Here is a 21,347-nt window from a genome sequence, read left to right as displayed (position 1 = left end):
CCATGGAATTCGATCCCTGGACGCATAGTCTTCTTTCCGCCATGAGCTCCCTGTGGGCCTCCGTGGCCGCATTCATTCCCCGCCTGTTCGGCGCGCTGATCGTGGTCCTGATCGGTTTCGTCGTGGCGCGGCTGCTGGATACCCTGCTGTCCAAGCTGCTGGCCAAGCTCGGCCTGGATCGGCTCATGACCGGTACCGGCCTGAACAAGCTGTTGAGCCGTGTCGGCATCCGGGTGCCGTTGTCCGCACTGATCGGCAAGATCGTCTATTGGTTCGTCCTGCTGATCTTCCTCGTCTCGGCAGCCGAGTCCCTGGGCCTGGAGCGGGTGTCGGCAACACTGGACATGCTGGCGCTGTACGTGCCCAAGGTGTTTGGCGCCGCCCTGATCCTGCTCGGCGGCGTGCTGCTGGCGCAGTTGCTCAGCGGCCTGGTGCGCGGTGCCGCCGAAGGTGTCGGGCTCGACTACGCCGGCGGGCTGGGGCGTATCGCCCAGGGGCTGGTGATCATCATCAGCATCTCGGTGGCCATCGGCCAATTGGAAGTCAAGACCGAGCTGCTCAATTACGTGGTCGCCATCGTGCTGATTTCCGTGGGGCTGGCGGTCGCGCTGGCGCTGGGGCTGGGGAGCCGCGAACTGGTCGGGCAGATCCTGGCGGGTATCTATGTGCGTGAACTATACGAGGTCGGCCAGCGTATACGGCTCGGTGAGCTGGAAGGACAGATCGAGGAAATCGGTACGGTCAAGACCCTGTTGCTGACAGACGATGACGAGTTGCTGTCGATCGCCAACAAGGTCCTGCTGGAGCAGCATGTTGGCAGTCGCTAGGGCGGCTTATCTGGTAAAATCGCCATTCGATTCCGGCCCTGTGGCCGACGATTGCGTGCTTTCTGCCGGTTTGACGTGTTTTGACTAAATCCCATTCATCCTCCATGCGTTACAACCCGCGCGAGCTTTCGGATGAAGAGCTGGTCTTGCGTGCTCATGGGGAGCTGTTTCATGTCACACGGGCTTACGAAGAGCTTATGCGGCGGTATCAGCGTACATTGTTCAACGTGTGCGCGCGGTACCTGGGTAATGATCGGGATGCCGATGATGTCTGCCAGGAGGTTATGCTCAAGGTGCTTTATGGCCTGAAGAACTTCGAAGGAAAATCGAAGTTCAAGACTTGGCTGTACAGCATTACTTATAACGAGTGCATCACGCAGTACCGCAAGGAACGGCGCAAGCGCCGACTGCTCGATGCCTTGAGTCTGGACCCGATTGAAGAGGCTTCCGAAGAGAAGTCGCCGAAGCTGGAGGACAAAGGCGGCCTGGACCGCTGGCTGGTACACGTCAACCAGATCGATCGGGAGATCCTTGTGTTGCGTTTTGTCGCAGAACTGGAATTTCAGGAAATTGCGGACATCATGCACATGGGGCTTAGTGCGACAAAAATGCGCTACAAGCGCGCCCTTGATAAATTGCGGGAAAAATTTTCTGAGGAAATGGAAACTTAATCGGCGCTCAATGTCCTAATGCCAGGTGAACAGCTTGGGCATGCAGACAGCCGGTATCCTTAGATTGTTCTGATAACTAACCACCAGATGGGGATTTACGGATGAAACTGAAAAACACCTTAGGCGTCGTAATTGGTTCGCTGGTTGCCGCCACTTCTGTCAGCGCGCTGGCCCAGGGCCAGGGCGCTGTCGAGGTGGAAGCTTTCGGCAAGCACTATTTCACCGACAGCTCGCGTAAACTGGAAAACGGCGAGCTGTACGGCGCCAGCATCGGCTACTTCCTGACCGACGATGTCGAACTGGCTCTGTCGTATGGCGAGTACCACAACCTGAACTCCAAGGACCGTGTCCAGCCCAACGGTGGCCACAAGGACATCAAGGGCAGCCTGGCTTCCCTGGATGCTCTGTACCACTTCGGTCAGCCAGGTGTCGGCCTGCGTCCTTACGTTTCCGCTGGTGTCGCTCATCAGAGCATCGGCCAGGCCGAGCGTTCGGGTCGTGACCACAGCACCTTCGCCAACATCGGTACCGGTCTGAAGTACTACTTCAGCGAAAACTTCTACGCCCGTGCGGGTGTCGACGGCCAGTACAACATCGATGCCAACGAATCCGAATGGAGCGCTGGTGTTGGCGTGGGCCTGAACTTCGGTGGCGGTGCTCGCACCGTAGCCGCTGTAGAACCGACTCCCGAGCCGGCTCCTGCTCCGATCGTGGATACCGAGCCCGAGCCGGAACCGGAACTGGTTCGTGTCGAGCTGGATGTCAAGTTCGACTTCGACAAGTCCCGTGTACGTGAAGAAAGCTACGGCGATATCAAGAACCTGGCCGACTTCCTGAATCAGTACCCGCAGACCACCACTACCGTGGAAGGTCACACTGACTCCGTTGGTACCGATGCCTACAACCAGAAACTCTCCGAGCGCCGTGCAAGCGCCGTTCGTGACGTACTGGTCAACCAGTACGGCGTTGAAGGCGGTCGCGTAAGCTCCGTCGGCTACGGTGAGTCCCGTCCGGTTGCCGACAACGCTACCGAAGAAGGTCGTCAGATCAACCGTCGCGTTGAAGCTGAAGTAGAAGCCGAAGTTCGCTGATCCAGCGTTCCAAGGTTGATTGGCTGGTCCGGGCCTGAGTGCCCGGAGCGCTGATGGGAGGCCCGCATCGAAAGGTGTGGGCCTTTTTGCTGGCGTTGCGGGAGCCACTGTTGGCCCGATCCAGCGTGCAAAGTGCTTCGATCAAGGCGCTGGAGGCTGGAAGGCTGGACGAAAAACATCGGTTGCCACGCTCTTTCGTTCAGCCACCAGCTTTCCAGCGCTGTTTTTGGATCTTTGCCGTGCATGGCTCGATCGCGCTGGCGCTGATGGCGGCTTTCGTGACAGCTTCTTTCAATCGCTGGATAATGGTGCCTTTGTTTTCGAAGGCTGCGCTCGAGCCAAGGCTTGGGTGAGTCGATCCTGGAGTGCCTGGTTTGATTGTTTTCCGCTACCTGGCCCGTGAGTTGCTGGTCACTGTTGCCGCCGTCAGTGCGGTGCTGCTGGTGATCATCATGAGTGGCCGCTTCATCAAGTATCTGGCTCAGGCGGCGCAGGGCTTGCTGGACCCCGGCGTGCTGTTGATGATCATGGGTTTTCGGCTGCCCGGATTCCTGCAACTGATCCTGCCTTTGGGGCTCTTTCTCGGGATTTTGCTGGCCTATGGCCGTTTGTATCTCGATAGTGAAATGACGGTTTTTTCCGCCACCGGCATAAGCCCGCGGCGTTTGCTGGCCTATACCCTGGCACCAGCGGCCCTGGTTGCCGCCATGGTCGGCTGGTTGAGCCTGGGGCTGACGCCGCAGGGGATCGCCGAGGTCGAGCGGATACTCAATCAGCAGGATTCCCTGACCGAGTTCGATACGTTGATTCCCGGGCGCTTCCAGACCCTGCGCGGTGGAACACGGGTGACCTACACGCGTGAGTTGTCCGAAGATCGTAGCGAACTGGGCGGTATATTCATTTCCGAGACCAACCTCTCCCAGTCTGGCAAGAACCGGGGCGTTTCGGTGCTGGTGGCCGAGAATGGGCGGCAGGAAATACAGCCCGATGGCAGTCGCTACCTGATTCTGGAAAATGGCTATCGCTACGATGGCAGTCCGGGGCAGGCGGACTACCGTGCCATCGAATATGAAACCTATGGGGTGTTGCTGCCCAAGCCGGAAGTCTCCGGTGAGGCCAGCGAGCGTGAAGCGGCGGCCACCCGGGAGCTGTTCGGCAATCGGGACATTCGTTACCAGTCCGAGTTGCAGTGGCGGCTTTCCCTGCCGCTGCTGGTTTTCATCGTGACCTTGCTGGCCGTGCCCCTGGCCAGGGTCAATCCTCGCCAGGGACGCTTTCTCAAGCTGTTGCCGGCCATATTTCTCTACATGGCTTACCTGGCCTTGCTGATCGCTGCGCGTGGGGCGCTGGACAAGGGGCGGATTCCGGCCGCCCTGGGGTTATGGTGGGTGCATGGTCTTTTTGCCGTCATCGGTCTGTCGCTGGTGTATTGGGAGTCATTGCTCCTGTGGTTCAAGCGGCGCCGTGCGCTACGAGAGGTGATGAATGGGCAAGCTTGACCGCTATATCGGCGCTCATGTTCTCTGGGCCATTCTGGGTGTCCTTGGTGTGATCGTCGGCCTGGCATTGTTGTTCGCTTTCATCGATGAGCTGGGGGACATAAAGGGAAACTACGGGCTGTTCGATGCCTTCGAATATGTCCTGCTGACAGGCCCCCGCCGCCTCTACGAGATGTTGCCGATGGCAGCGCTGATCGGTTGCCTGGTCGGCCTGGGCGCTTTGGCCAGCAGCAGTGAACTGACCATCATGCGGGCGGCGGGTGTTTCGCTTGGGCGTATCGTCTGGGCGGTGATGAAGCCGATGATCGCGTTGATGCTTGCCGGTGTGCTGATTGGCGAGTACCTGGCGCCCTGGACCGAGGATGTCGCCCAGGCCAGGCGCTCGATGGCTCAAGGCGGGGGAGAGGCGCAGAGTAGCAAGCGCGGTCTCTGGCATCGCCAGGGAGACGAGTTCGTTCATATCAACTCGGTGCAGCCGGGTGGCGTCCTGCTCGGTGTGACTCGCTACCGGTTCGATGGGGATCGGCATCTCTTGTCCGCGAGTTTTGCTCGTCGGGCCGAGTATCAGGATGATGGCTGGCTGCTCAGCAATATCGCCACGACGCATTTTCGTGGCGAGCACACCGAGGTGCTGCAGGCAACGCAGGAGCGTTGGGATGTGCAGTTGACTCCGCAGTTGCTGGGGACCGTGATAATGGAGCCGGAGGCGTTGTCCATCTCCGGGTTGTGGAGCTATATCCATTACCTGGGAGAACAGGGGCTCAATAATGCGCGCTACTGGCTGGCCTTCTGGATCAAGGCATTGCAGCCGTTGGTGACGGTTGCCCTGGTCTTGATGGCGATATCCTTCATCTTCGGCCCGCTGCGTTCGGTGACGCTGGGGCAACGGATCTTTACCGGTGTGGTGGTCGGTTTCGTTTTCCGCATCATTCAGGATCTGCTGGGGCCGGCCAGCCAGGTATTCGGTTTCTCGCCCCTGCTGGCGGTGGTTCTGCCTGCCGGGGTATGCGCGTTGATCGGGATCTGGCTGCTGCGGCGAGCGGGTTGAAGGGCCTGCAGTAGGTTTCCGCCCGCAAAGCGCTTCGGGCGGCGCTATTTGCGGCCAGGGCTGCTCCTGCGTGCGGGGCGGCCTGTGGCCGGTCTATTTCTTGTGTATGTTCTTGGGCAGTTGCACGGTACGGGTTTCCGAGTACCTGTCGTGCCAGGTGCGTTTCTGCTTGTCCCAAAGGCTCCACCAGAAGCCAAGCCCCAGCGCTAGCCAGGAAATGATGGCGATCAGGAAGCGCAGCAGGGCCTGCCACAGGTCGATGGCGCTGCCGTCCGCATTTTGCACACGCACGCCCCATACCTGCATGCCCAGTGTCTGGCCGTTGTGCGTCCAGAACTTGGCGAAGAAGCCGAACAGGCTGAACAGCAGCAGGGTCGAGAGCAGGGGGTCGATATCCAGGTTTCCGCTTTCGGCCATGGCCTGCAACTTTTCACTGCCGTATATCAGGCGCAGGATCGCTTGCTGATAGAAGAGCGTCACCACGATCATCAGTGCGATAGAGAGCAGGCTGTCGTAGAAAATGGCAGCCAGCCGCCGCGGCAGTCCTGCGGGCTGGTATTGGCCTTGCGGGTGGAGCATGTGCTTGCGCGTGCGCATCGGTCGTCTCGCTGGTGGTGCGGACCGGCATTCTAGGAATTGCATGCGGGGGTGTCGAGCGGCGGGGCGGCGTGTTCGGGCACAAAAAATTGCCGGGCGCCATTTTCGACATCGCGGAGCGACGGTGCGCAGGTTGGCCGTCACGGATGGCGGACCACAAAAAAGCCCCCGCTGGCGACAGCGGGGGCTTTCGAGCGGTTTCGGCTCAGCCCAGGATCTGAACCTGGTCGGCTTGCATGCCCTTTTGACCTTGCACGGCGACGAAGCTGACTTTCTGGCCTTCTTTCAGGCTCTTGAAGCCGTTACCTTCGATTGCGCGGAAGTGCACGAACAGATCCGGACCGCTCTCGGGAGTGATGAAACCAAAACCTTTCTCGTCGTTAAACCACTTGACGGTACCGTTCTGACGATTCGACATATCTTTGTGTCCTTGAAGCTCAAAAGTAGAATTGCCCCTGCCATGGCGGGAAGCTGGAACTGGTTGCAAGGAGCTTAATAGCCGAACGGGAATCCAGCGGATCGAGAGATCTACCGCATCAGGTCACCATCAACTGCGACCCATGCAAACACAGTGGGCACACTCTACGATAACTCGCCGGGGAATGCCAACCCCTGAAAGTCATAGAGTCTGTCCACATCTGGCGCCATGTTTGACGCGATATTTCTGTGTTGTTGTTCTGTCGTTCGGTGCTGCGATCGTGGCATGTCGCGTTGCAGCCTGCCGCCGATCCTGTGGCAATCCGCGTTGCGGACTGTTGATACTTCGCTGGAAGCGTGGCGCGGCCGATATGGCGGGGCGCCGATGTTGCGCTCGGTATGACAGCCATGGCCATACCTGTCGATCTGGTGCCTCGAGAGAGACTCGAACTCTCACACTGTTACCAGCGGCGGATTTTGAATCCGCTGCGTCTACCAATTCCGCCATCGAGGCTTGAGCGCGGCGCAGTATAGAGGTGGGCGGACAGGCGGTCAATCGTTCTGTCATGGTCAGATTCCGGGCTATCGGCTAAGCTCTGCGACCTTTCACGTGTCGGCTTTTTCACATGCAAGTTGCTGATTTCTCTTTTGAGCTGCCTGATGAGCTGATCGCTCGCCATCCACTGGCCGAACGTCGGGCAAGCCGCCTGTTGACACTCGAGGGTGAAACGGGGCGTTTGGCGCACCGTTCTTTTGCCGATCTGCTCGATCTGCTCGAGCCCGCTGATCTGTTGGTCTTCAATAACACACGGGTGATTCCCGCACGCCTGTTCGGGCGGAAGGATAGCGGCGGTAAGCTGGAGATCCTGGTGGAGCGGCTGCTGGACGAGCGACATGTGCTGGCCCATGTGCGCTCCAGCAAGGCGCCGCGGCCAGGTACGACGATCATCCTTGACGACGGCAGCGAAGTAGGGATGCTGGCGCGGCACGATAGCCTGTTCGAACTGCAGTTTCCCGAGGATGTCCTGCCGCTGCTGGAGCGCATCGGCCATATGCCTTTGCCTCCTTATATAGACCGTGCCGATGAGTCCTCCGATCGCGAGCGCTACCAGACGGTCTATGCACTGCACGCTGGCGCCGTGGCCGCGCCCACGGCGGGCCTGCATTTCGACCAGGCACTGTTGGATGCCTTGCGCGAGAAGGGCGTGGAGACGGCATTCGTCACTTTGCATGTGGGGGCCGGCACCTTCCAGCCGGTACGGGTCGAGCGGATCGAAGAGCATGTCATGCACCGCGAGTGGCTGGAGGTCGGCCAGGACGTGGTCGACGCGGTGGCGGCGTGCCGGGCACGTGGCGGTCGTGTGGTGGCGGTCGGTACCACCAGTGTGCGTTCGTTGGAGACAGCCGCCCGTGGCGGCGTGCTCGAGCCGTTCCGTGGCGACACCGATATCTTCATCTATCCGGGCAAGGCGTTTAATGTCGTCGATGCCCTGGTGACCAATTTCCACTTGCCCGAGTCGACCCTGCTGATGCTGGTGTCGGCATTCGCGGGCTATCCCGAGACGATGGCGGCCTATGCCGAGGCGGTTGCCCAACGCTATCGTTTCTTCAGTTATGGCGATGCCATGTTCATTACACGCAACCCCGCCGCACGCGGGCCCGAGGAGTCCGTATGAGTCGCACCTGCCACATGAGCTTCGAACTGCTGGCGCAGGAGGGCAGGGCGCGGCGCGGGCGCCTGACCTTCCCCCGTGGTGTGGTGGAGACTCCAGCCTTCATGCCGGTGGGGACCTATGGCACGGTCAAAGGCATGCTGCCGCGGGATATCGAGGGTATCGGTGCGCAGATCATCCTGGGCAATACCTTCCACCTGTGGTTGCGGCCAGGCACCGAGGTGATCCGCGAGCATGGCGACCTGCATGATTTCATCCAGTGGCAGGGGCCTATCCTGACCGATTCGGGCGGTTTCCAGGTGTTCAGCCTGGGCGCGATGCGCAAGATCAAGGAGGAGGGCGTGTACTTTTCCTCCCCGGTGGATGGCGCCAAGGTGTTCATGGGGCCGGAGGAGTCGATGCAGGTCCAGCGCGAGCTGGGTTCGGACGTGGTGATGATCTTCGATGAATGCACTCCGTATCCGGCCGATGCGGAGGTGGCGCGGCGCTCCATGGAGTTGTCGCTGCGCTGGGCCGGGCGCTCCAAGACGGCACATGGCGATAACCCGGCGGCGTTGTTCGGTATCGTCCAGGGTGGCATGCATGAGGACCTGCGCATGCGCTCCCTGGAGGGCCTGTGCGAGATCGGTTTCGATGGCCTGGCGATCGGCGGGCTTTCCGTCGGCGAGCCGAAGGAGGAAATGCTGCGGGTACTGGATTTCCTGCCGCCGCGCATGCCGGACGACAAGCCGCGCTACCTGATGGGGGTAGGCAAGCCGGAAGACCTGGTCGAAGGCGTGCGCCGCGGCATCGATATGTTCGACTGCGTGATGCCGACGCGCAATGCGCGCAACGGCCATCTGTTCACCGCGGACGGTGTCATCAAGATTCGCAACGCGACCCATCGCCACGACGACTCGCCCCTGGAAGCCGAGTGCGATTGTTACACCTGCAAACACTTCTCGCGCGCTTATCTGCATCATTTGGACAAGTGCGGCGAAATGCTGGGCAGCATGTTGAATACAATTCACAACCTGCGCTATTACCAGCGCTTGATGGCCGGTTTACGCGATGCCATTCAACAGGGTAAATTGGCCGCCTTTGTCGATGCCTTCTATGCCAGACGCGGCCTGCCAACGCCGCCACTGGCGTAATGAGTTACCGTCATACACTTTCCTTCCGCAACTGGAGTGCTACATGAGTTTTCTGATTCCTGCCGCTTATGCCGATGTGCCTGCCGCCGCCCCCGCCGGTTCCGGCTTCGAGTGGATTTTCCTGGTCGGCTTCCTGGCGATCTTCTATCTGATGATCTGGCGTCCCCAGGCCAAGCGTGCCAAGGAACACAAGAACCTGATCGGCAATCTGCAGAAGGGCGACGAGATCGTCACTTCCGGCGGTATCGTCGGCAAGGTGGTCAAGGTGGCCGATGACTTTGTGGTGATCGAGGTTTCCGATTCCGTCGAACTGAAGTTCCAGAAGGTGGCGATTGTCGCGACGCTGCCCAAGGGCACGCTGAAAGCCATCTGAGTCGGTTCGATTTCATAGCAACGACGGGGCGCAAAGGCGCCCCGCGTCATTACGTGGGCGGCACCATGCTGAACAAATACCCCCTGTGGAAGTACCTGCTGATCCTGGTCGTCCTGGCCATTGGCCTGGTTTATTCCGCACCCAATCTCTATCCGGACGACCCGGCCATCCAGGTCACGGGCGCCAGTACCGCCCTGCAACTGGACCAGAGCACCCTGGACAAGGCCGGCAAGGCGCTTGCGGAGGCCGGTATCGCCGTCAAGACGAGCGAACTGAGCGAGCGCGGCGGGCTGATCCGCCTGACCCGGCTGGCGGACCAGTTGCCGGCCAAGGATATCGTGCGCAAGGCCATGGGGGATGACTATGTGGTTGCCCTCAACCTGGCCCCGACCACGCCGCAATGGCTGCGCAACCTGGGTGCCAGCCCGATGAAGCTGGGGCTGGACCTTTCCGGCGGCGTGCACTTCCTGCTGGAAGTGGATATGGACAAGGCCGTCAGCGCACGGCTCAAGGTCTACGAAGGCGAGGTCAAGACCCTGCTGCGCAAGGAGCGCGTGCGCTACCGCAGCCTGCCGGGCAGCGAGAACGCCTTCCAGATCGGCTTCAGCGACGAAGAGTCGCTGCGCAAGGCCCAGGCGCTGATCCGCAAGGACTTCACCGATTTCGAGCTGAGCACCGCGACCCGCAACGAATTGCAGGTGCTCACCCTGGCGCTGAGCCAGGCCAAGCTGGTCGAGATCCGCGAATACTCGATCCGCCAGAACCTGACCACGGTGCGCAACCGGGTCAACGAACTGGGCGTCGCCGAGCCGCTGGTACAACGCCAGGGCGCCAACCGTATCGTCGTCGAGTTGCCGGGCGTACAGGACACCGCCGAGGCCAAGCGTATCCTCGGCAAGACCGCGAGCCTGGAGTTCCGTCTGGCCGCCGAGGCCGATGCGCCGCGCGCGACCACCGAGAACTTCGAGTTCCGCGAGCCGGGCCGTCCGCCGGTGGCGCTGGAGCGCAGCCTGATCATCACCGGTGACCAGGTGACCGATGCCCAGGCCAGCTACGACGAAAATGGCCGCCCGCAGGTCAACATCCGCCTGGATGGACATGGTGGCGACCTGATGAACCGTGCCACGCGCAACAATGTCGGGCGCAGCATGGCGGTGATCTTCATCGAGCAGCGCCCGCTGACCCGCTACGTCATCCAGGAAGTCGATGGCGTCGAGAAGGAAGTGGCGATCCAGAGCTTCAAGGAAGAGAAACAGGTGATCAGCCTGGCGACCATCCAGTCCGCGCTGGGCAGCCAGTTCCGCATCACCGGCCTGAATGGCCAGGGCGAGTCGTCCGAGCTGGCGCTGCTGTTGCGTGCCGGTGGCCTGGCGGCGCCGATGTACTTCGCCGAAGAGCGCACCATCGGCCCGAGCCTGGGTGCCGAGAACATCGCCAAGGGGGTCGAGTCGACCTGGTGGGCGCTGATCTTCGTGTCGCTGTTCGTGATCCTGATCTACAAGTTCTTCGGTGTTCTGGCCACCGTGGCGCTGATCTTCAACCTGGTGCTGCTGGTCGGCCTGATGTCGGTGATCGGCGCCACCCTGACCTTGCCGGGGATTGCCGGGATCGTGCTGACCCTGGGGATGGCGGTGGATGCAAACGTACTGATCTATTCGCGCATTCGCGAGGAGCTCAAGGGCGGGCTGTCGGTGCAGCGGGCCATCCATGAGGGTTTCGATCGCGCCTATACGGCGATCATCGACAGTAACCTGACCACCCTGCTGGTGGGGGTGATCCTGTTCGCCCTGGGCACCGGGCCGATCAAGGGTTTCGCCGTCACCCTGTCGCTGGGGATCCTCACTTCCATGTTCACCGCCATCATGTTTACCCGCGGCATGGTCAACCTGATCTTCGGTGGCCGCAACTTCAAGAAACTCTGGATCTGAGGATAGGCCATGATCAAGAAAACCATTCCGTTCATGGCGATCCGCAATATTGCGTTCGCCATCACTGTGTTGCTGACCGTGGTCGGCCTGGTCAGCCTGTTCACCAAGGGGCTGAACTTCGGCCTGGATTTCACCGGTGGCACGCTGATCGAGCTGCAATACGAGCGGGCGGCCGACCTGGAACTGATCAAGTCGGAGCTGGGCCAGGCGGGTTATACCGACGCCGTGGTGCAGAGCTTCGGCGCGACTACGGATGTGCTGATACGCATGGCCGGGGACGATCCGCAACTGGGCGTGCAGGTCGGCGAGGCGCTGCGCAAGATCGATCCGGATACGGCATTCGAGATCAAGCGCGTCGAGTTCGTCGGCCCGCAGGTCGGCGAGGAGCTGCGCGACCAGGGCGGCCTGGCGATGCTGCTGGCGCTGGGGGGTATCCTGCTGTACCTGGCGTTCCGCTTCCAGTGGAAGTTCGGCGTGGGCGCCGTGGCTTCGCTGGCCCACGATACCATCCTGACCCTGGGTATCCTGGCCTTCCTGCAGGTGCCTTTCGACCTGACGGTGCTGGCCGCGGTGCTGGCGATGATCGGTTATTCGCTCAACGACACCATTATCATCTATGACCGTATCCGCGAGAACTTCCGGGTGATGCGCAAGGCCGACCTGATCGAGAACATCAACGTCTCGGTGACCCAGACGCTGCTGCGTACCATCGCCACGTCCCTTTCCACCGCCCTGGCGTTGATCGCGCTGCTGGTGTTCGGTGGAGATACCCTGGCGTCGTTCGCCCTGGCGTTGTTGATCGGGGTCTTCGTCGGTACCTATTCGTCGGTCTATATCGGCGCGACCGTGCTGGTCTGGCTGAAACTGACCTCCGACGACCTGATCCCACCGGTGGCCACCGAAGTCGACGAGCGCCCCTGATAGACCTCTGTGTGCCGTTTTCCGGGCGGGAACTCCAGCGATGGCCGCCTGTCGAACGGCACAGATTGGGCCGAGGCCCGGATGTCGGAGGAAGTCGCAGTGAACAAGTCCATGTTGGTCGGTAGTGTGTTGGGTGCTGTAGTCGTTACCGCGGGCGGTGCCTTCGCGACATACAGCCTGGTCGATTCGGGTCCCCGGTTCGCGCAGGTGGTGGGTGTCGAGCCGATAAAGGAAACCATCAGGACGCCGCGTGAAGTCTGCAAGGATGTGACCGTTACCCGCCAGAAGCCGGTGCAGGACCAGCACCAGTTGGCAGGCACCGCTGTCGGCGCGGTGGTCGGTGGCTTGCTGGGCAACCAGGTCGGTGGCGGCAACGGCAAGAAGATTGCCACGGTCGCGGGAGCTGTCGGTGGTGGTTATGCCGGCAACAAGGTGCAGGAGCGCATGCAGGCCAACAGCACCTATACCACCACCGAGACCCGTTGCAGCACGGTGACCGATACCCATGACAAGGTCGTTGGCTATAACGTGCGCTATGAACTGGACGGCCAGACGCGCAGTGTGCGAATGGAGCGTGATCCGGGCGGCCAGATTCCCGTCAAGGATGGGCAACTGGTGCTTTCGCAGAACTGATCCTGCCTGTCTCAAGGCAAACAAAACGCCCGGCAATCGCCGGGCGTTTTGCCATATGGCGTTTAGAGGCGAGTGAGCCGTTTCGCCACCCGGGGCGCTCGCATGAAATCCTGGTCCACGCTCCTGGAAGCCGGGTGGTCGTGCGCAGTGTCGTTGCGAGCGGATTGGCAATAGAGTGTTTGGCTACAGCGCGATCTCGGGCTCACCGCCTCCGTGCGAATGCCTGGTGGCGGGACGGGGCACGCGTGAATACATCCCTGTAGCTCTTCGCCGCCATCCTTGGCGGCGAAGACCCCGTCCCGCCACCAGGCATCCGCACAGCCACTATCGGCGGTGCCTGTGGGAAAGAGCCGGCGGCACGACGGGTACCAGGACACCGCCAGCAGTGTACGACAAACCGCAGACTTGATTGCCAATCCAGTCGCACTGTCCCGACCCTGAAACAGGGCATATGCTTGTTCGCGAACAGGGGCTACTGGGCATAAGGGCTTAGCGGCCAAGCGAACCTTTTTCTGTCATATGCAGTCGATACGGTACTTGTGAACGATATAGAGAGCCTATGAAGATGGATGACTATCAGGACGAAGTACTGGAGTGGCACGCGGCGGAGCAGGACTGCCAGGAGGCGGGCGAGGATGCGTTCGAGCTGTAGGCCTGGGCCGTCGTCTGTGCAGGGCCTCAAGGGGGCTCGCGGACGTGCCCATGCTCCGATGTCGGTGACGATCCGGCATTGCGCCGAAACTCCCCGGGCGTTTGCCCGGCCCAGCGTTTGAAGGCCCGCTGGAAGGCTTCGGCGGAGGAAAAACCGAGCAGCCAGGCGATTTCGCCGAACGATGCCTCGGTATCGCGGATATAGGCCACTGCCAGGTCTTGGCGGGTGGCATTGAGTAGCGCCCTGTAGCTGGTGCCTTCGCCGGCCAGGCGGCGCCTGAGTGTCCAGGCCGGCATGCGCAGGCGCTGGGCGATCTGTGCCAGCTCCGGCTCCCCGCCCTTGAGCAGTGGACCCAGCAGGGTGCTGACGCGCTCGCCGAGGCTGTGCGCGCGCAGGCACTGATCAAGCCGTTCTTCGCACAACTGCAGCAGTTCCCGCCATGTGCCCGGGCAGTGGTGGGGGTTGCGCAGTGCCAGGCTGTCCCTGTCCAGGTACAACTGGTTGTCCGTGGCCGCGAAGTGGATCGGGCAGTCGAACAGTCTTTCGTGCTCTTCGGCGTGGGCCGGCCGCGGGTATTCGATCTCGACCCGGCGCGGGGACAGCCGGGTTCCGGCCAGGGTGCGTAGTTGTGTCAGCCAGCCGGCCAGCACGCTGTCGACGACGAATTCGTTGTAGGCGTTGTAGGGGCTTATGGAGTAGAAGCGCAGCCAGGCACCTCCCGCGTCTTCGTGCAGGCTGGAGTTGCCGCGGTAGTTGCTGGCGTACAGGGGTTCGAAGCGGATCAGTGTGCGGGCGGCTTCGCGTACGTTGGGAGACAGCGCTGCCGTCACCCCGGCCAGCCCCAGGTGGGCGGCCTGGCGCAGCCGCCCCATGGCCAGTCCCAGCGCCGGGTCCCGGCTGGCCTGGATGGCGGCGTGGCCCAGGCGCATGAAGCGCGGGATCGACAGGCGCGCACGGGGTTCGGCCAGGCGTTGCGCATCCAGGCCATAGGCTGTCAGTAATGCTTGCGCATCCAGCCCCTTTTCTTCCAGCGCCCGGGCCAGGCCGAGCGTGAAGCCGACGGAAAGATCGCCCAGGCGAATGCGTTGCCTGTTCATGAGCCAGGCAACCAGAGGTTGTGCAGGCGGACCGGTATGCGCTGGCCAACGGGCTCGGCGCGGCGCGGCGAACCGACCAGGTTCCAGGGCAGGCCGAGCGTTCGCACGCTGAGCAGTGGAATATCCCGGGAGCGTCGGCAGCCATCCTCCGGCCCCCCCAGTGCCACGACCAGTTCGGCTTCGGGCGCGGCGTTCTCGCAACCGAATGTCACGCTCAGGCGGCCTGCGGGCGTGGCGCTGGTCTGTCTTGGGGCTTGTGCAATGGCTTCGCTGTAGCGACGCTCGTAGCGGCTCAGTCGCTGCTTGTGGTGCAGGGGCGGCAGTAGCTTGCCCTCGGGATCGAATACCAGGCTGATCTGGCGTAGCGGGCCGTCGCCGATACGCAACCGGTCCTGTTCGATATAGGGTTCGGGCAGTACGATGGAGCCTGCCACCAGGGTGATGCCATAGTCCCTGGCCAGGCCGGAGAATATCGCCTGGTAGGCCTTGGCCATGTCCTTGGCCCTGCTGCGCAGTACGGCTTCGGTGCGGCGGTCGTCGCTGCTGTTGTCGAACTGCTCGCGCAGGTAGTCCCAGGGGTTGCTCAGGGCCATCCACTGCATGGCGTCACGCAAGGTCCGTGCTTGTTGCACCTCGGCCTTTTCGCCGATGGCGAACAGCCCGGTGCCGACATGCTCGGGCAGGGCGACGATGCTGGAGGAGGAGAGCAGGCCGGCTTCCCGGGCCTGCTCCAGGTAGGTGGAGAATTTCAGCCGCAGGCGTTCCCTGCTCTGGTAGTCGGCGGGCTGCAGGCGGGCCTCGATGGCGAGCAGGTTGCCCGCCTGAGCGGGCGTGCCCTCGCTGGCGATGGGCCGTAGCCGCAGGTCCGACAGCAAGGGGCCGCTGCGCTTGTCCTGGGCCCAGTACAGGTAGGCCAGCAGCAACACCAGGCTGCTGGCCAGCAGCAGGACGGTCTTGATCAGCAGGTGCGGGATTCCGGGTCGGTTCACGGTGGTGTCGTCGTCCGCTTCGCAGGGGTGCGCTGGCGAGTGTCGAGATACAGCCCCTTCATGCCACGGTCGAGCCCTTGACCTGGTTGCGGCCATTGCGCTTGGCCCCGTACAACGCCGCGTCGGCGGCCAGTAGAAGGTTCACGCAATGTTCGTTGAGCGAGGCGCCCTCTGTCTCCGTTGCCAGGCTGGCGGAACCGATACTGATGGTGATGCATCCCGACGTGTTCAATGCATGGGGCAGATTGGCTTGCTGGACACTCTGACGCAAGCGCTCGGCGACCAGCAGGGCCGCGCTGGCATCGGTCTGCGGCAGGATCACCGCGAATTCGTCACCGCCATAGCGGCAGACCAGGTCGGCGGGGCGCAGCAGCCCGTTGCGCAATATCTCGGCCAGCAGGCGCAGGCATTCGTCGCCGGCCTGGTGTCCGTAGTGATCGTTGTAGGTCTTGAAGCCATCCATGTCCAGCATGAACAGCGAGAGTGGCAGGCGCTCACGCAAGGCCAGGGCGACTTCCCGTTGCAGGCTTTCGTCGAAGCGGCGGCGGTTGTGCAGGTCGGTCAGGTGGTCGCGCTCCACCAGTTCGTTGAGGCGCTTGTTGGCCTGCTCCAGTTGCCGGTAGGCCTGCGCCAGTTGCTGGCGTATGACGTGCTGCTCGGTCATGTCGCTCAGCGCCAGGGTCATGCCGATGACCTGTCCATCCCCGTCGGTTACCCGCTGCAGCGTGAGTTGGTAGTGGCGCATGCGCCAGTCCAGCGTCTGGCTGAAACGCTCCTCTCCCCGCTGCAGGCGTTCCAGGCAGGTTCGGCTATCGAGCAGGGTGGCGGGCAGGTACTGCTCGATGGGTTGCCCGATCAACTGCCCCGGATCGCTCCCCAGCAAGGTGGCCATTGCCTGGTTGGCATTGACGAAGCGTCCATCGCGGCCCAGCAGGCCCAGCGCGACAGGTGCCGCGGCGTAAAGGGCTTCGAGTTGCACTGAGCGGATACCCAGCGGTACGACTTGCAGCGAGATATCCCGGTCGATTCCCCGGTAGCCTGCGAACTCGCCCCGTTCGTCGAAGAGCGGAATACCGCTGGTTTCCAGTATGATCAGGCTGCCATCGGCTTTCAGGTTGCGATTGACCAGGCCATTGAAAGGGCGGCGGGCCTGGATGATTGCGTTGAATTCCGCGCCTACCCGTTGCGCCTCTTCGACAGGCATCAGGTCGAATGGCGTGCGCCCGAGCAACTGCTCGGGGGTGTAGCCGAGCAGTTGCAGGCACAGGGGGGAACAAAAGGTATAGCGCCCCTGGGTGTCGACTTCCCACAGCCAGTCGGAATTGTGCGCGATGAGTTCGCGCAGGCGGCGGATTTCCTGTTGCTGAGAGTCTTGCGCTGGATTGTCTGTTGGCATGCTGTCGAGGTGAACACTGGATATCCTGACCCTGCGTATTCGACATGACGATCTTCGCGAGCCGATAGCAGTCCTCTGCCGATGATGGCCGGCGTAGTGCCGCTATTGTACTCGTATGGGTTGCCAGGGGCTGGTGTCATTCGCCGACGGAAGGAATATCGGCCCGTCGTTCGGCATTTTCCAGGTGTTTGAGGCGGATATCGTAGGCCTGGCACTCGTCGCCCAGTTGTTCTCCACTGCGCTCGAGGTCCATCTTGTGCATTTCTTCGTTTATTTCACTGGCGCGTTGCGGATCGGATTGGGTGAGCTGGCTGATTCGCTCGGCCAGGTGCGCGGCTTTTTCGTTTGCCTCATCCACTGTACAGGCAAGGGCCAGTGGGCTGGCCAGAAGGCTGGCGAGCAGCGTGCAGGTGAAGATTCTCATGCGGTTTTCTCCATTGAACCCAGCCCAGGCGGGTGAGTCAGGGCGATGGCCTTGTGCAAGGCGCCTGTTGCGGTGGATTGCCACGAGGCGCTTTTGGTTCATCGCAGGAGACGTATGGCCGTTGCCCGCCACGAGTGCGTGCGGGCAGACATGCTGAGGTCAGGGCTGCGGCATGCCGTTCTGGCAATACTGCAGGCATAGCGGCGCCAGGCTGGGGTCGCGGCTGGGGGGCGGTACCACCAGTTGGCTGACCAGCTCCAGTGCCTTTTCGAAGGAGGGGTAACCGCTACGCGCCACGTCCAACTGGCTGTAGGCCAGACGGTAGTGTTCTGCCTGGTCAGGGTCGGCTTCGGCCAACAGGTAGGGCTGTTCATGCATCTTGTAGAGCAGTGCCGTCGCGTGGGGGTGGCCCTTGCCCGCGGCCTGTTGCAGAAGGCCGAGGATATCGCCTGCCGACGCCTCCTGGCGGATCAGCAGGATGGCGCGGTAGAACTCGACCTCGCCGCGCTGGTCTAGTCGGGCACTGCGTTCGAGCAGGGCCTGGGCCAGTTCGTAGCCTTCCTCGTCGCCCAGCGAGGCGAGTATTTTCGCCTGCATCAGGTCGTTCTGGAACAGTAGCCGCTCGGTCCGGCTGGATGCATCGCCTGCATCGAGGGTGCAGGGTTGCGAAGCACATCCGCCAAGGGTTGCCAGCAGTACCACCAGACAGGCTCTCTTCATCGGTGTTCCCTCCATTGTCGTGGCGCCAGTATGCCTGCTGGCCGGGCGCGAAGGAAACGGCAACAACCCCGGGTTGTCTGAGACACATGGACTGGTACCGTTGCCTGGTCCATTGACTCATGGAGGTGATTCATGCTGCGCCAATCATTGGCTTTTGTGTGCTGTTTTGGCCTGTCGTCGGCTGGGCTGGCCAGTACGGGCGAGGTCCGTTATTACGCCAGCGAGCAGGGGCGCATCAGTGTCGAGGAGCTGTCGGTGGGGTTGGAGCATCCCTGGGGCCTGGCTTTCGTACCCGTGGATGGCGAGTCGCGGCTGCTGGTGACGGAGAGGCCGGGGCGCCTGCGGCTGTTGCAGGGCGATGGCGGGGTGTCGGAACCGCTGCGGGGCCTGCCCGAGGTATTCGCCAGGGGGCAGGGCGGCTTGCTGGATGTACAACTGTCGGCCACTTTCGCCCAGGATCGCTTGGTCTATCTCAGTTATTCCGAGCAGGGGCGCGATGGCAAGGCCGGTACGACGGTTGGCCGTGGTCGCCTGAGCGATGATCTGCGCGCTCTGGAGGACTTTCAGGTGATCTTCCGGCAAACGCCGAAACTGTCCACGGGGCTGCACTTCGGCTCACGCCTGGTCTTCGATGCCGATGGCCTGCTGTTCATCGCGCTGGGGGAAAACAACGAACGGGCAACGGCACAGGATCTGGACAAGCTACAGGGCAAGTTGGTACGGCTGCAGGCTGATGGCAAGGTGCCGGCGGACAATCCCTTCGTCGGAAAGGACGGGGCGCGGGAGGAAATCTGGTCCTATGGGCATCGCAATCAACAGGGGGCGGCGATCAACCCCTGGAGTGGGGCGCTATGGACCCACGAGCACGGTCCGCGTGGCGGTGATGAGATCAATATTCCCCAGCCCGGGCGCAATTATGGCTGGCCGAAAGCGACCCACGGCATCAACTACAGTTTCCTGCCGATTCCGGAGGCCGAGGGCAAAGCGCTCGAAGGTACCGAGCCGCCACACTACGTCTGGGAGAAATCGCCGGCGATCAGCGGCATGGCGTTTTACCAGGCGAGCCGTTTCGAACCCTGGCAGCACAACCTGTTCGTTGGCGCCCTGGCCGACCGCTCGCTGATCCGCCTGCAACTCGATGGCGATCGCATCGTGCATGAGGAGCGCCTGCTCAAGGAGCTGAAGGTGCGCATCCGCGATGTACGCCAGGGGCCTGACGGTTATCTGTATCTGCTGACCGACGAGGCGCAGGGAAAAGTGTTGCGGGTTGGCCTGGAGGCGGACTGAGCCACGGCCATTGGTACGACCGTGAAGTGGACGATTTGCCCGGGCGTAGTGGCGGCCCTGGGCGCGCGAGGCGGGCGGTTGCTTCGCCGGCAAGCCCGCTCCGACGGAGGGATGAGGCCCCTCCGGCCAGGGGCCGGGGGACCCCGCCTGCGATCAGGCGGCTTGCGCCGACTCGCGCAGGGTGCGGTTGAGCGCGCTGAACAGGGCGCGGAAGCTGGCGGTGGTGATGTTCTCGTCGATACCGATGCCGTACAGCGGGCGACCGCCTTCCGCACGGATCTCGATATAGGCCGCGGCCTTGGCATTGCTGCCGGCGCCGATGGCGTGTTCATGGTAATCCATGATCTCCACCTTGACCGGCAGGGCGGCCACCAGCGCTTCCAGCGGGCCTTTGCCGATACCGCTCCAGCGTTGGCTCTCACCCTGGCCGATGACTTCGACATCGACCGCACTGGTGCCGTTCTCCTCCTGCAGGCGGTGGCTCTTGAGCGCATAGGGCGCGCTAGCCTGCAGGTATTCGCTGTCGAGCAGGGCGTGGATCTGCGCGGCGCTCATCTCCAGGCCAAGGCGATCGGTTTCCTTCTGCACCACCTGGCTGAACTCGATCTGCAGGCGACGCGGCAGGTTGATGCCGTACTCCTGTTCCAGCAGGAAGGTGATACCGCCCTTGCCGGACTGGCTGTTGACGCGGATCACCGCCTCGTAGTCGCGACCGATGTCGGCCGGGTCGATCGGCAGGTAGGGCACTTCCCACAATGCGTCCGCCTGCTGGCGGGCGAAGCCCTTGCGGATGGCGTCCTGGTGCGAGCCGGAGAAGGCGGTATGCACCAGGTCACCGACATAGGGGTGGCGCGGGTGCACCGGCAACTGGTTGCATTCCTCGACTACCTTGCGCACGGCGTCGATATCGGAGAAGTCCAGTTGCGGGTCCACGCCCTGGGTGTAGAGGTTCAGCGCCAGGGTCACCAGGCAGACGTTGCCGGTGCGCTCGCCATTGCCGAACAGGCAGCCTTCGACGCGGTCGGCGCCGGCCATCAGCGCCAGTTCCGAGGCGGCGACGCCGGTGCCCCGGTCATTATGGGTATGCACGCTGAGCAGTACGCTGTCGCGGCGATCGATATGGCGGCCGAACCACTCGATCTGGTCGGCGTAGTTGTTCGGCGTGGCGCACTCGATGGTGGCGGGCAGGTTGAGGATCAGTTTGCGTTCCGGGGTCGGCTGGAACACGTCGATCACCGCGTTGCACACCTCGACGGCGAAATCGGTCTCGGTGGAGCTGAACACCTCCGGCGAGTACTCGAAGCTCCAGCGGGTTTCCGGCGCGGCTTCGGCCAGGCGCCTGATGGTCTTGCCGGCGGCCACGGCGATGGCCTTGACACCGGCCTGGTCCTGGTTGAAGACGATCTTGCGGAAGCTCGGCGCACAGGCGTTGTAGTAGTGGACGATGGCCTGCCTGGCGCCCTTGAGCGATTCGAAGGTCCGTTCGATAAGATCGTCACGGGCCTGGGTCAGCACCTGGATGGTGACATCGTCGGGGATATGGCCGCCTTCGATCAGTTCGCGCACGAAGTCGAAGTCGGTCTGCGAAGCGGAGGGGAAGCCGACTTCGATTTCCTTCAGGCCGACCTGCACCAGGGTCTTGAAGAAGCGCATCTTCTTCTCGGCATCCATCGGTTCGATCAAGGATTGGTTGCCGTCGCGCAGGTCGGTGCTGAGCCAGATCGGCGCGTGGTCGATCACCTGGTCCGGCCAGGTGCGGTCGGGGATGCTGATCCGGGTGAAGGGGCGATATTTCTTCGAAGGGTCTTTGAGCATGCTCATCGTCGATTTCCTGGCGGCCTTGTGCCGTAGCGGGCAAGGTCGTGGTAGAGGGTGTGTGAAGAATTTATGGTCGGAATCTAGTGCCTTGCGGATATGCATGGCAATAGCTGTTTGAAAATTGGTATTTTTGACCAATAAATTCCATATGGC

21 protein-coding genes and 1 tRNA gene are annotated in these 21,347 nt (G+C 62.2%); 13 read left to right on the top strand and 9 right to left on the bottom strand.

Going from position 1 to position 21,347, the window contains the following annotated elements; genetic code table 11:
- Window positions 1-2: 2 nt before the first annotated feature.
- The 6 genes from DNJ95_RS01860 to lptG all read left to right on the top strand — a co-directional run bounded on the left by DNJ95_RS01860 (window position 3) and on the right by lptG (window position 5,136).
- Window positions 3-827 (top strand): mechanosensitive ion channel family protein, encoded by an 825-nt coding sequence (locus DNJ95_RS01860; RefSeq protein WP_131183027.1) that lies wholly within the window; start codon window positions 3-5, stop codon window positions 825-827.
- A gap of 104 nt (window positions 828-931) precedes the next feature.
- Complete coding sequence (gene sigX, locus DNJ95_RS01855) at window positions 932-1,498, top strand: RNA polymerase sigma factor SigX (RefSeq protein ID WP_420824374.1); 567 nt, start codon at window positions 932-934, stop codon at window positions 1,496-1,498.
- Window positions 1,499-1,599: 101 nt separating this feature from the next.
- Complete coding sequence (locus DNJ95_RS01850) at window positions 1,600-2,589, top strand: OmpA family protein (RefSeq protein ID WP_131183025.1); 990 nt, start codon at window positions 1,600-1,602, stop codon at window positions 2,587-2,589.
- 110 nt (window positions 2,590-2,699) lie between these two features.
- A complete protein-coding gene (locus DNJ95_RS01845; RefSeq protein ID WP_131183024.1) occupies window positions 2,700-2,942 on the top strand; it encodes a hypothetical protein in 243 nt (80 codons plus the stop codon).
- Window positions 2,943-2,963: 21 nt separating this feature from the next.
- Window positions 2,964-4,088, top strand: a complete 1,125-nt coding sequence (lptF, locus tag DNJ95_RS01840) for an LPS export ABC transporter permease LptF (RefSeq protein ID WP_131183023.1) — start codon at window positions 2,964-2,966, stop codon at window positions 4,086-4,088.
- Complete coding sequence (lptG, locus tag DNJ95_RS01835; RefSeq protein WP_131183022.1) at window positions 4,075-5,136, top strand: LPS export ABC transporter permease LptG; 1,062 nt, start codon at window positions 4,075-4,077, stop codon at window positions 5,134-5,136. The genes lptF and lptG overlap by 14 nt, the downstream gene beginning before the upstream one ends.
- Before the next feature lie 93 nt (window positions 5,137-5,229).
- Here lptG and DNJ95_RS01830 read toward each other — a convergent pair whose 3' ends face one another.
- From DNJ95_RS01830 to DNJ95_RS01820, 3 genes are all read right to left on the bottom strand, one after another.
- On the bottom strand, window positions 5,230-5,733 hold the full coding sequence (locus DNJ95_RS01830; protein WP_131183021.1) for an RDD family protein: 504 nt from the start codon (window positions 5,731-5,733) through the stop codon (window positions 5,230-5,232).
- Between the two features lie 205 nt (window positions 5,734-5,938).
- A complete protein-coding gene (locus DNJ95_RS01825; RefSeq protein ID WP_003298189.1) occupies window positions 5,939-6,151 on the bottom strand; it encodes a cold-shock protein in 213 nt (70 codons plus the stop codon).
- Window positions 6,152-6,577: 426 nt separating this feature from the next.
- A tRNA-Leu gene (locus tag DNJ95_RS01820) sits at window positions 6,578-6,664 on the bottom strand.
- 112 nt (window positions 6,665-6,776) lie between these two features.
- On the opposite strand from DNJ95_RS01820, the gene queA reads away from it, so the two are divergent.
- The 6 genes from queA (at window position 6,777) to DNJ95_RS01790 (ending at window position 12,811) form a co-directional block, all read left to right on the top strand.
- The gene (queA, locus tag DNJ95_RS01815) at window positions 6,777-7,826 is read left to right on the top strand and encodes a tRNA preQ1(34) S-adenosylmethionine ribosyltransferase-isomerase QueA (RefSeq protein ID WP_131183020.1); all 1,050 of its coding nucleotides are present in this window, start codon (window positions 6,777-6,779) and stop codon (window positions 7,824-7,826) included.
- A gap of 14 nt (window positions 7,827-7,840) precedes the next feature.
- Window positions 7,841-8,956: a tRNA guanosine(34) transglycosylase Tgt gene (gene tgt, locus DNJ95_RS01810; RefSeq protein ID WP_131183208.1), complete on the top strand. Its 1,116-nt coding sequence runs from the start codon at window positions 7,841-7,843 to the stop codon at window positions 8,954-8,956.
- A 43-nt stretch (window positions 8,957-8,999) separates the two neighbouring features.
- Window positions 9,000-9,329, top strand: a complete 330-nt coding sequence (gene yajC / locus DNJ95_RS01805; RefSeq protein ID WP_131183019.1) for a preprotein translocase subunit YajC — start codon at window positions 9,000-9,002, stop codon at window positions 9,327-9,329.
- A gap of 65 nt (window positions 9,330-9,394) precedes the next feature.
- On the top strand, window positions 9,395-11,257 hold the full coding sequence (gene secD, locus DNJ95_RS01800) for a protein translocase subunit SecD (RefSeq protein ID WP_131183018.1): 1,863 nt from the start codon (window positions 9,395-9,397) through the stop codon (window positions 11,255-11,257).
- Between the two features lie 9 nt (window positions 11,258-11,266).
- The gene (gene secF / locus DNJ95_RS01795; protein WP_131183017.1) at window positions 11,267-12,178 is read left to right on the top strand and encodes a protein translocase subunit SecF; all 912 of its coding nucleotides are present in this window, start codon (window positions 11,267-11,269) and stop codon (window positions 12,176-12,178) included.
- 99 nt (window positions 12,179-12,277) lie between these two features.
- Complete coding sequence (locus tag DNJ95_RS01790; RefSeq protein ID WP_131183016.1) at window positions 12,278-12,811, top strand: glycine zipper 2TM domain-containing protein; 534 nt, start codon at window positions 12,278-12,280, stop codon at window positions 12,809-12,811.
- 678 nt (window positions 12,812-13,489) lie between these two features.
- Here the strand turns inward: DNJ95_RS01790 and DNJ95_RS01785 are convergent.
- From DNJ95_RS01785 to DNJ95_RS01765, 5 genes are all read right to left on the bottom strand, one after another.
- The gene (locus tag DNJ95_RS01785; RefSeq protein WP_131183015.1) at window positions 13,490-14,560 is read right to left on the bottom strand and encodes an AraC family transcriptional regulator; all 1,071 of its coding nucleotides are present in this window, start codon (window positions 14,558-14,560) and stop codon (window positions 13,490-13,492) included.
- The gene (locus DNJ95_RS01780) at window positions 14,557-15,519 is read right to left on the bottom strand and encodes a carbon-nitrogen hydrolase family protein (RefSeq protein ID WP_420824375.1); all 963 of its coding nucleotides are present in this window, start codon (window positions 15,517-15,519) and stop codon (window positions 14,557-14,559) included. The genes DNJ95_RS01785 and DNJ95_RS01780 overlap by 4 nt, the downstream gene beginning before the upstream one ends.
- An 88-nt stretch (window positions 15,520-15,607) precedes the next feature.
- Window positions 15,608-16,945, bottom strand: a complete 1,338-nt coding sequence (locus DNJ95_RS01775) for a sensor domain-containing diguanylate cyclase (protein ID WP_131183014.1) — start codon at window positions 16,943-16,945, stop codon at window positions 15,608-15,610.
- Window positions 16,946-17,081: 136 nt separating this feature from the next.
- Window positions 17,082-17,369 (bottom strand): hypothetical protein, encoded by a 288-nt coding sequence (locus DNJ95_RS01770; RefSeq protein ID WP_131183013.1) that lies wholly within the window; start codon window positions 17,367-17,369, stop codon window positions 17,082-17,084.
- A gap of 159 nt (window positions 17,370-17,528) precedes the next feature.
- A complete protein-coding gene (locus tag DNJ95_RS01765; protein WP_131183012.1) occupies window positions 17,529-18,089 on the bottom strand; it encodes a hypothetical protein in 561 nt (186 codons plus the stop codon).
- A gap of 132 nt (window positions 18,090-18,221) precedes the next feature.
- On the opposite strand from DNJ95_RS01765, the gene DNJ95_RS01760 reads away from it, so the two are divergent.
- Window positions 18,222-19,376 (top strand): PQQ-dependent sugar dehydrogenase, encoded by a 1,155-nt coding sequence (locus DNJ95_RS01760; RefSeq protein ID WP_131183011.1) that lies wholly within the window; start codon window positions 18,222-18,224, stop codon window positions 19,374-19,376.
- A 153-nt stretch (window positions 19,377-19,529) separates the two neighbouring features.
- On the opposite strand, the gene leuA is transcribed toward DNJ95_RS01760, so the two are convergent.
- On the bottom strand, window positions 19,530-21,197 hold the full coding sequence (gene leuA, locus DNJ95_RS01755) for a 2-isopropylmalate synthase (protein WP_131183010.1): 1,668 nt from the start codon (window positions 21,195-21,197) through the stop codon (window positions 19,530-19,532).
- Window positions 21,198-21,347: the final 150 nt, after the last annotated feature.

The organism is Stutzerimonas kirkiae (assembly GCF_004327335.1).
Classification (GTDB): Bacteria; Pseudomonadota; Gammaproteobacteria; order Pseudomonadales; family Pseudomonadaceae; genus Stutzerimonas; species Stutzerimonas kirkiae.
This window is presented reverse-complemented; position numbering and strand designations above follow the sequence as displayed.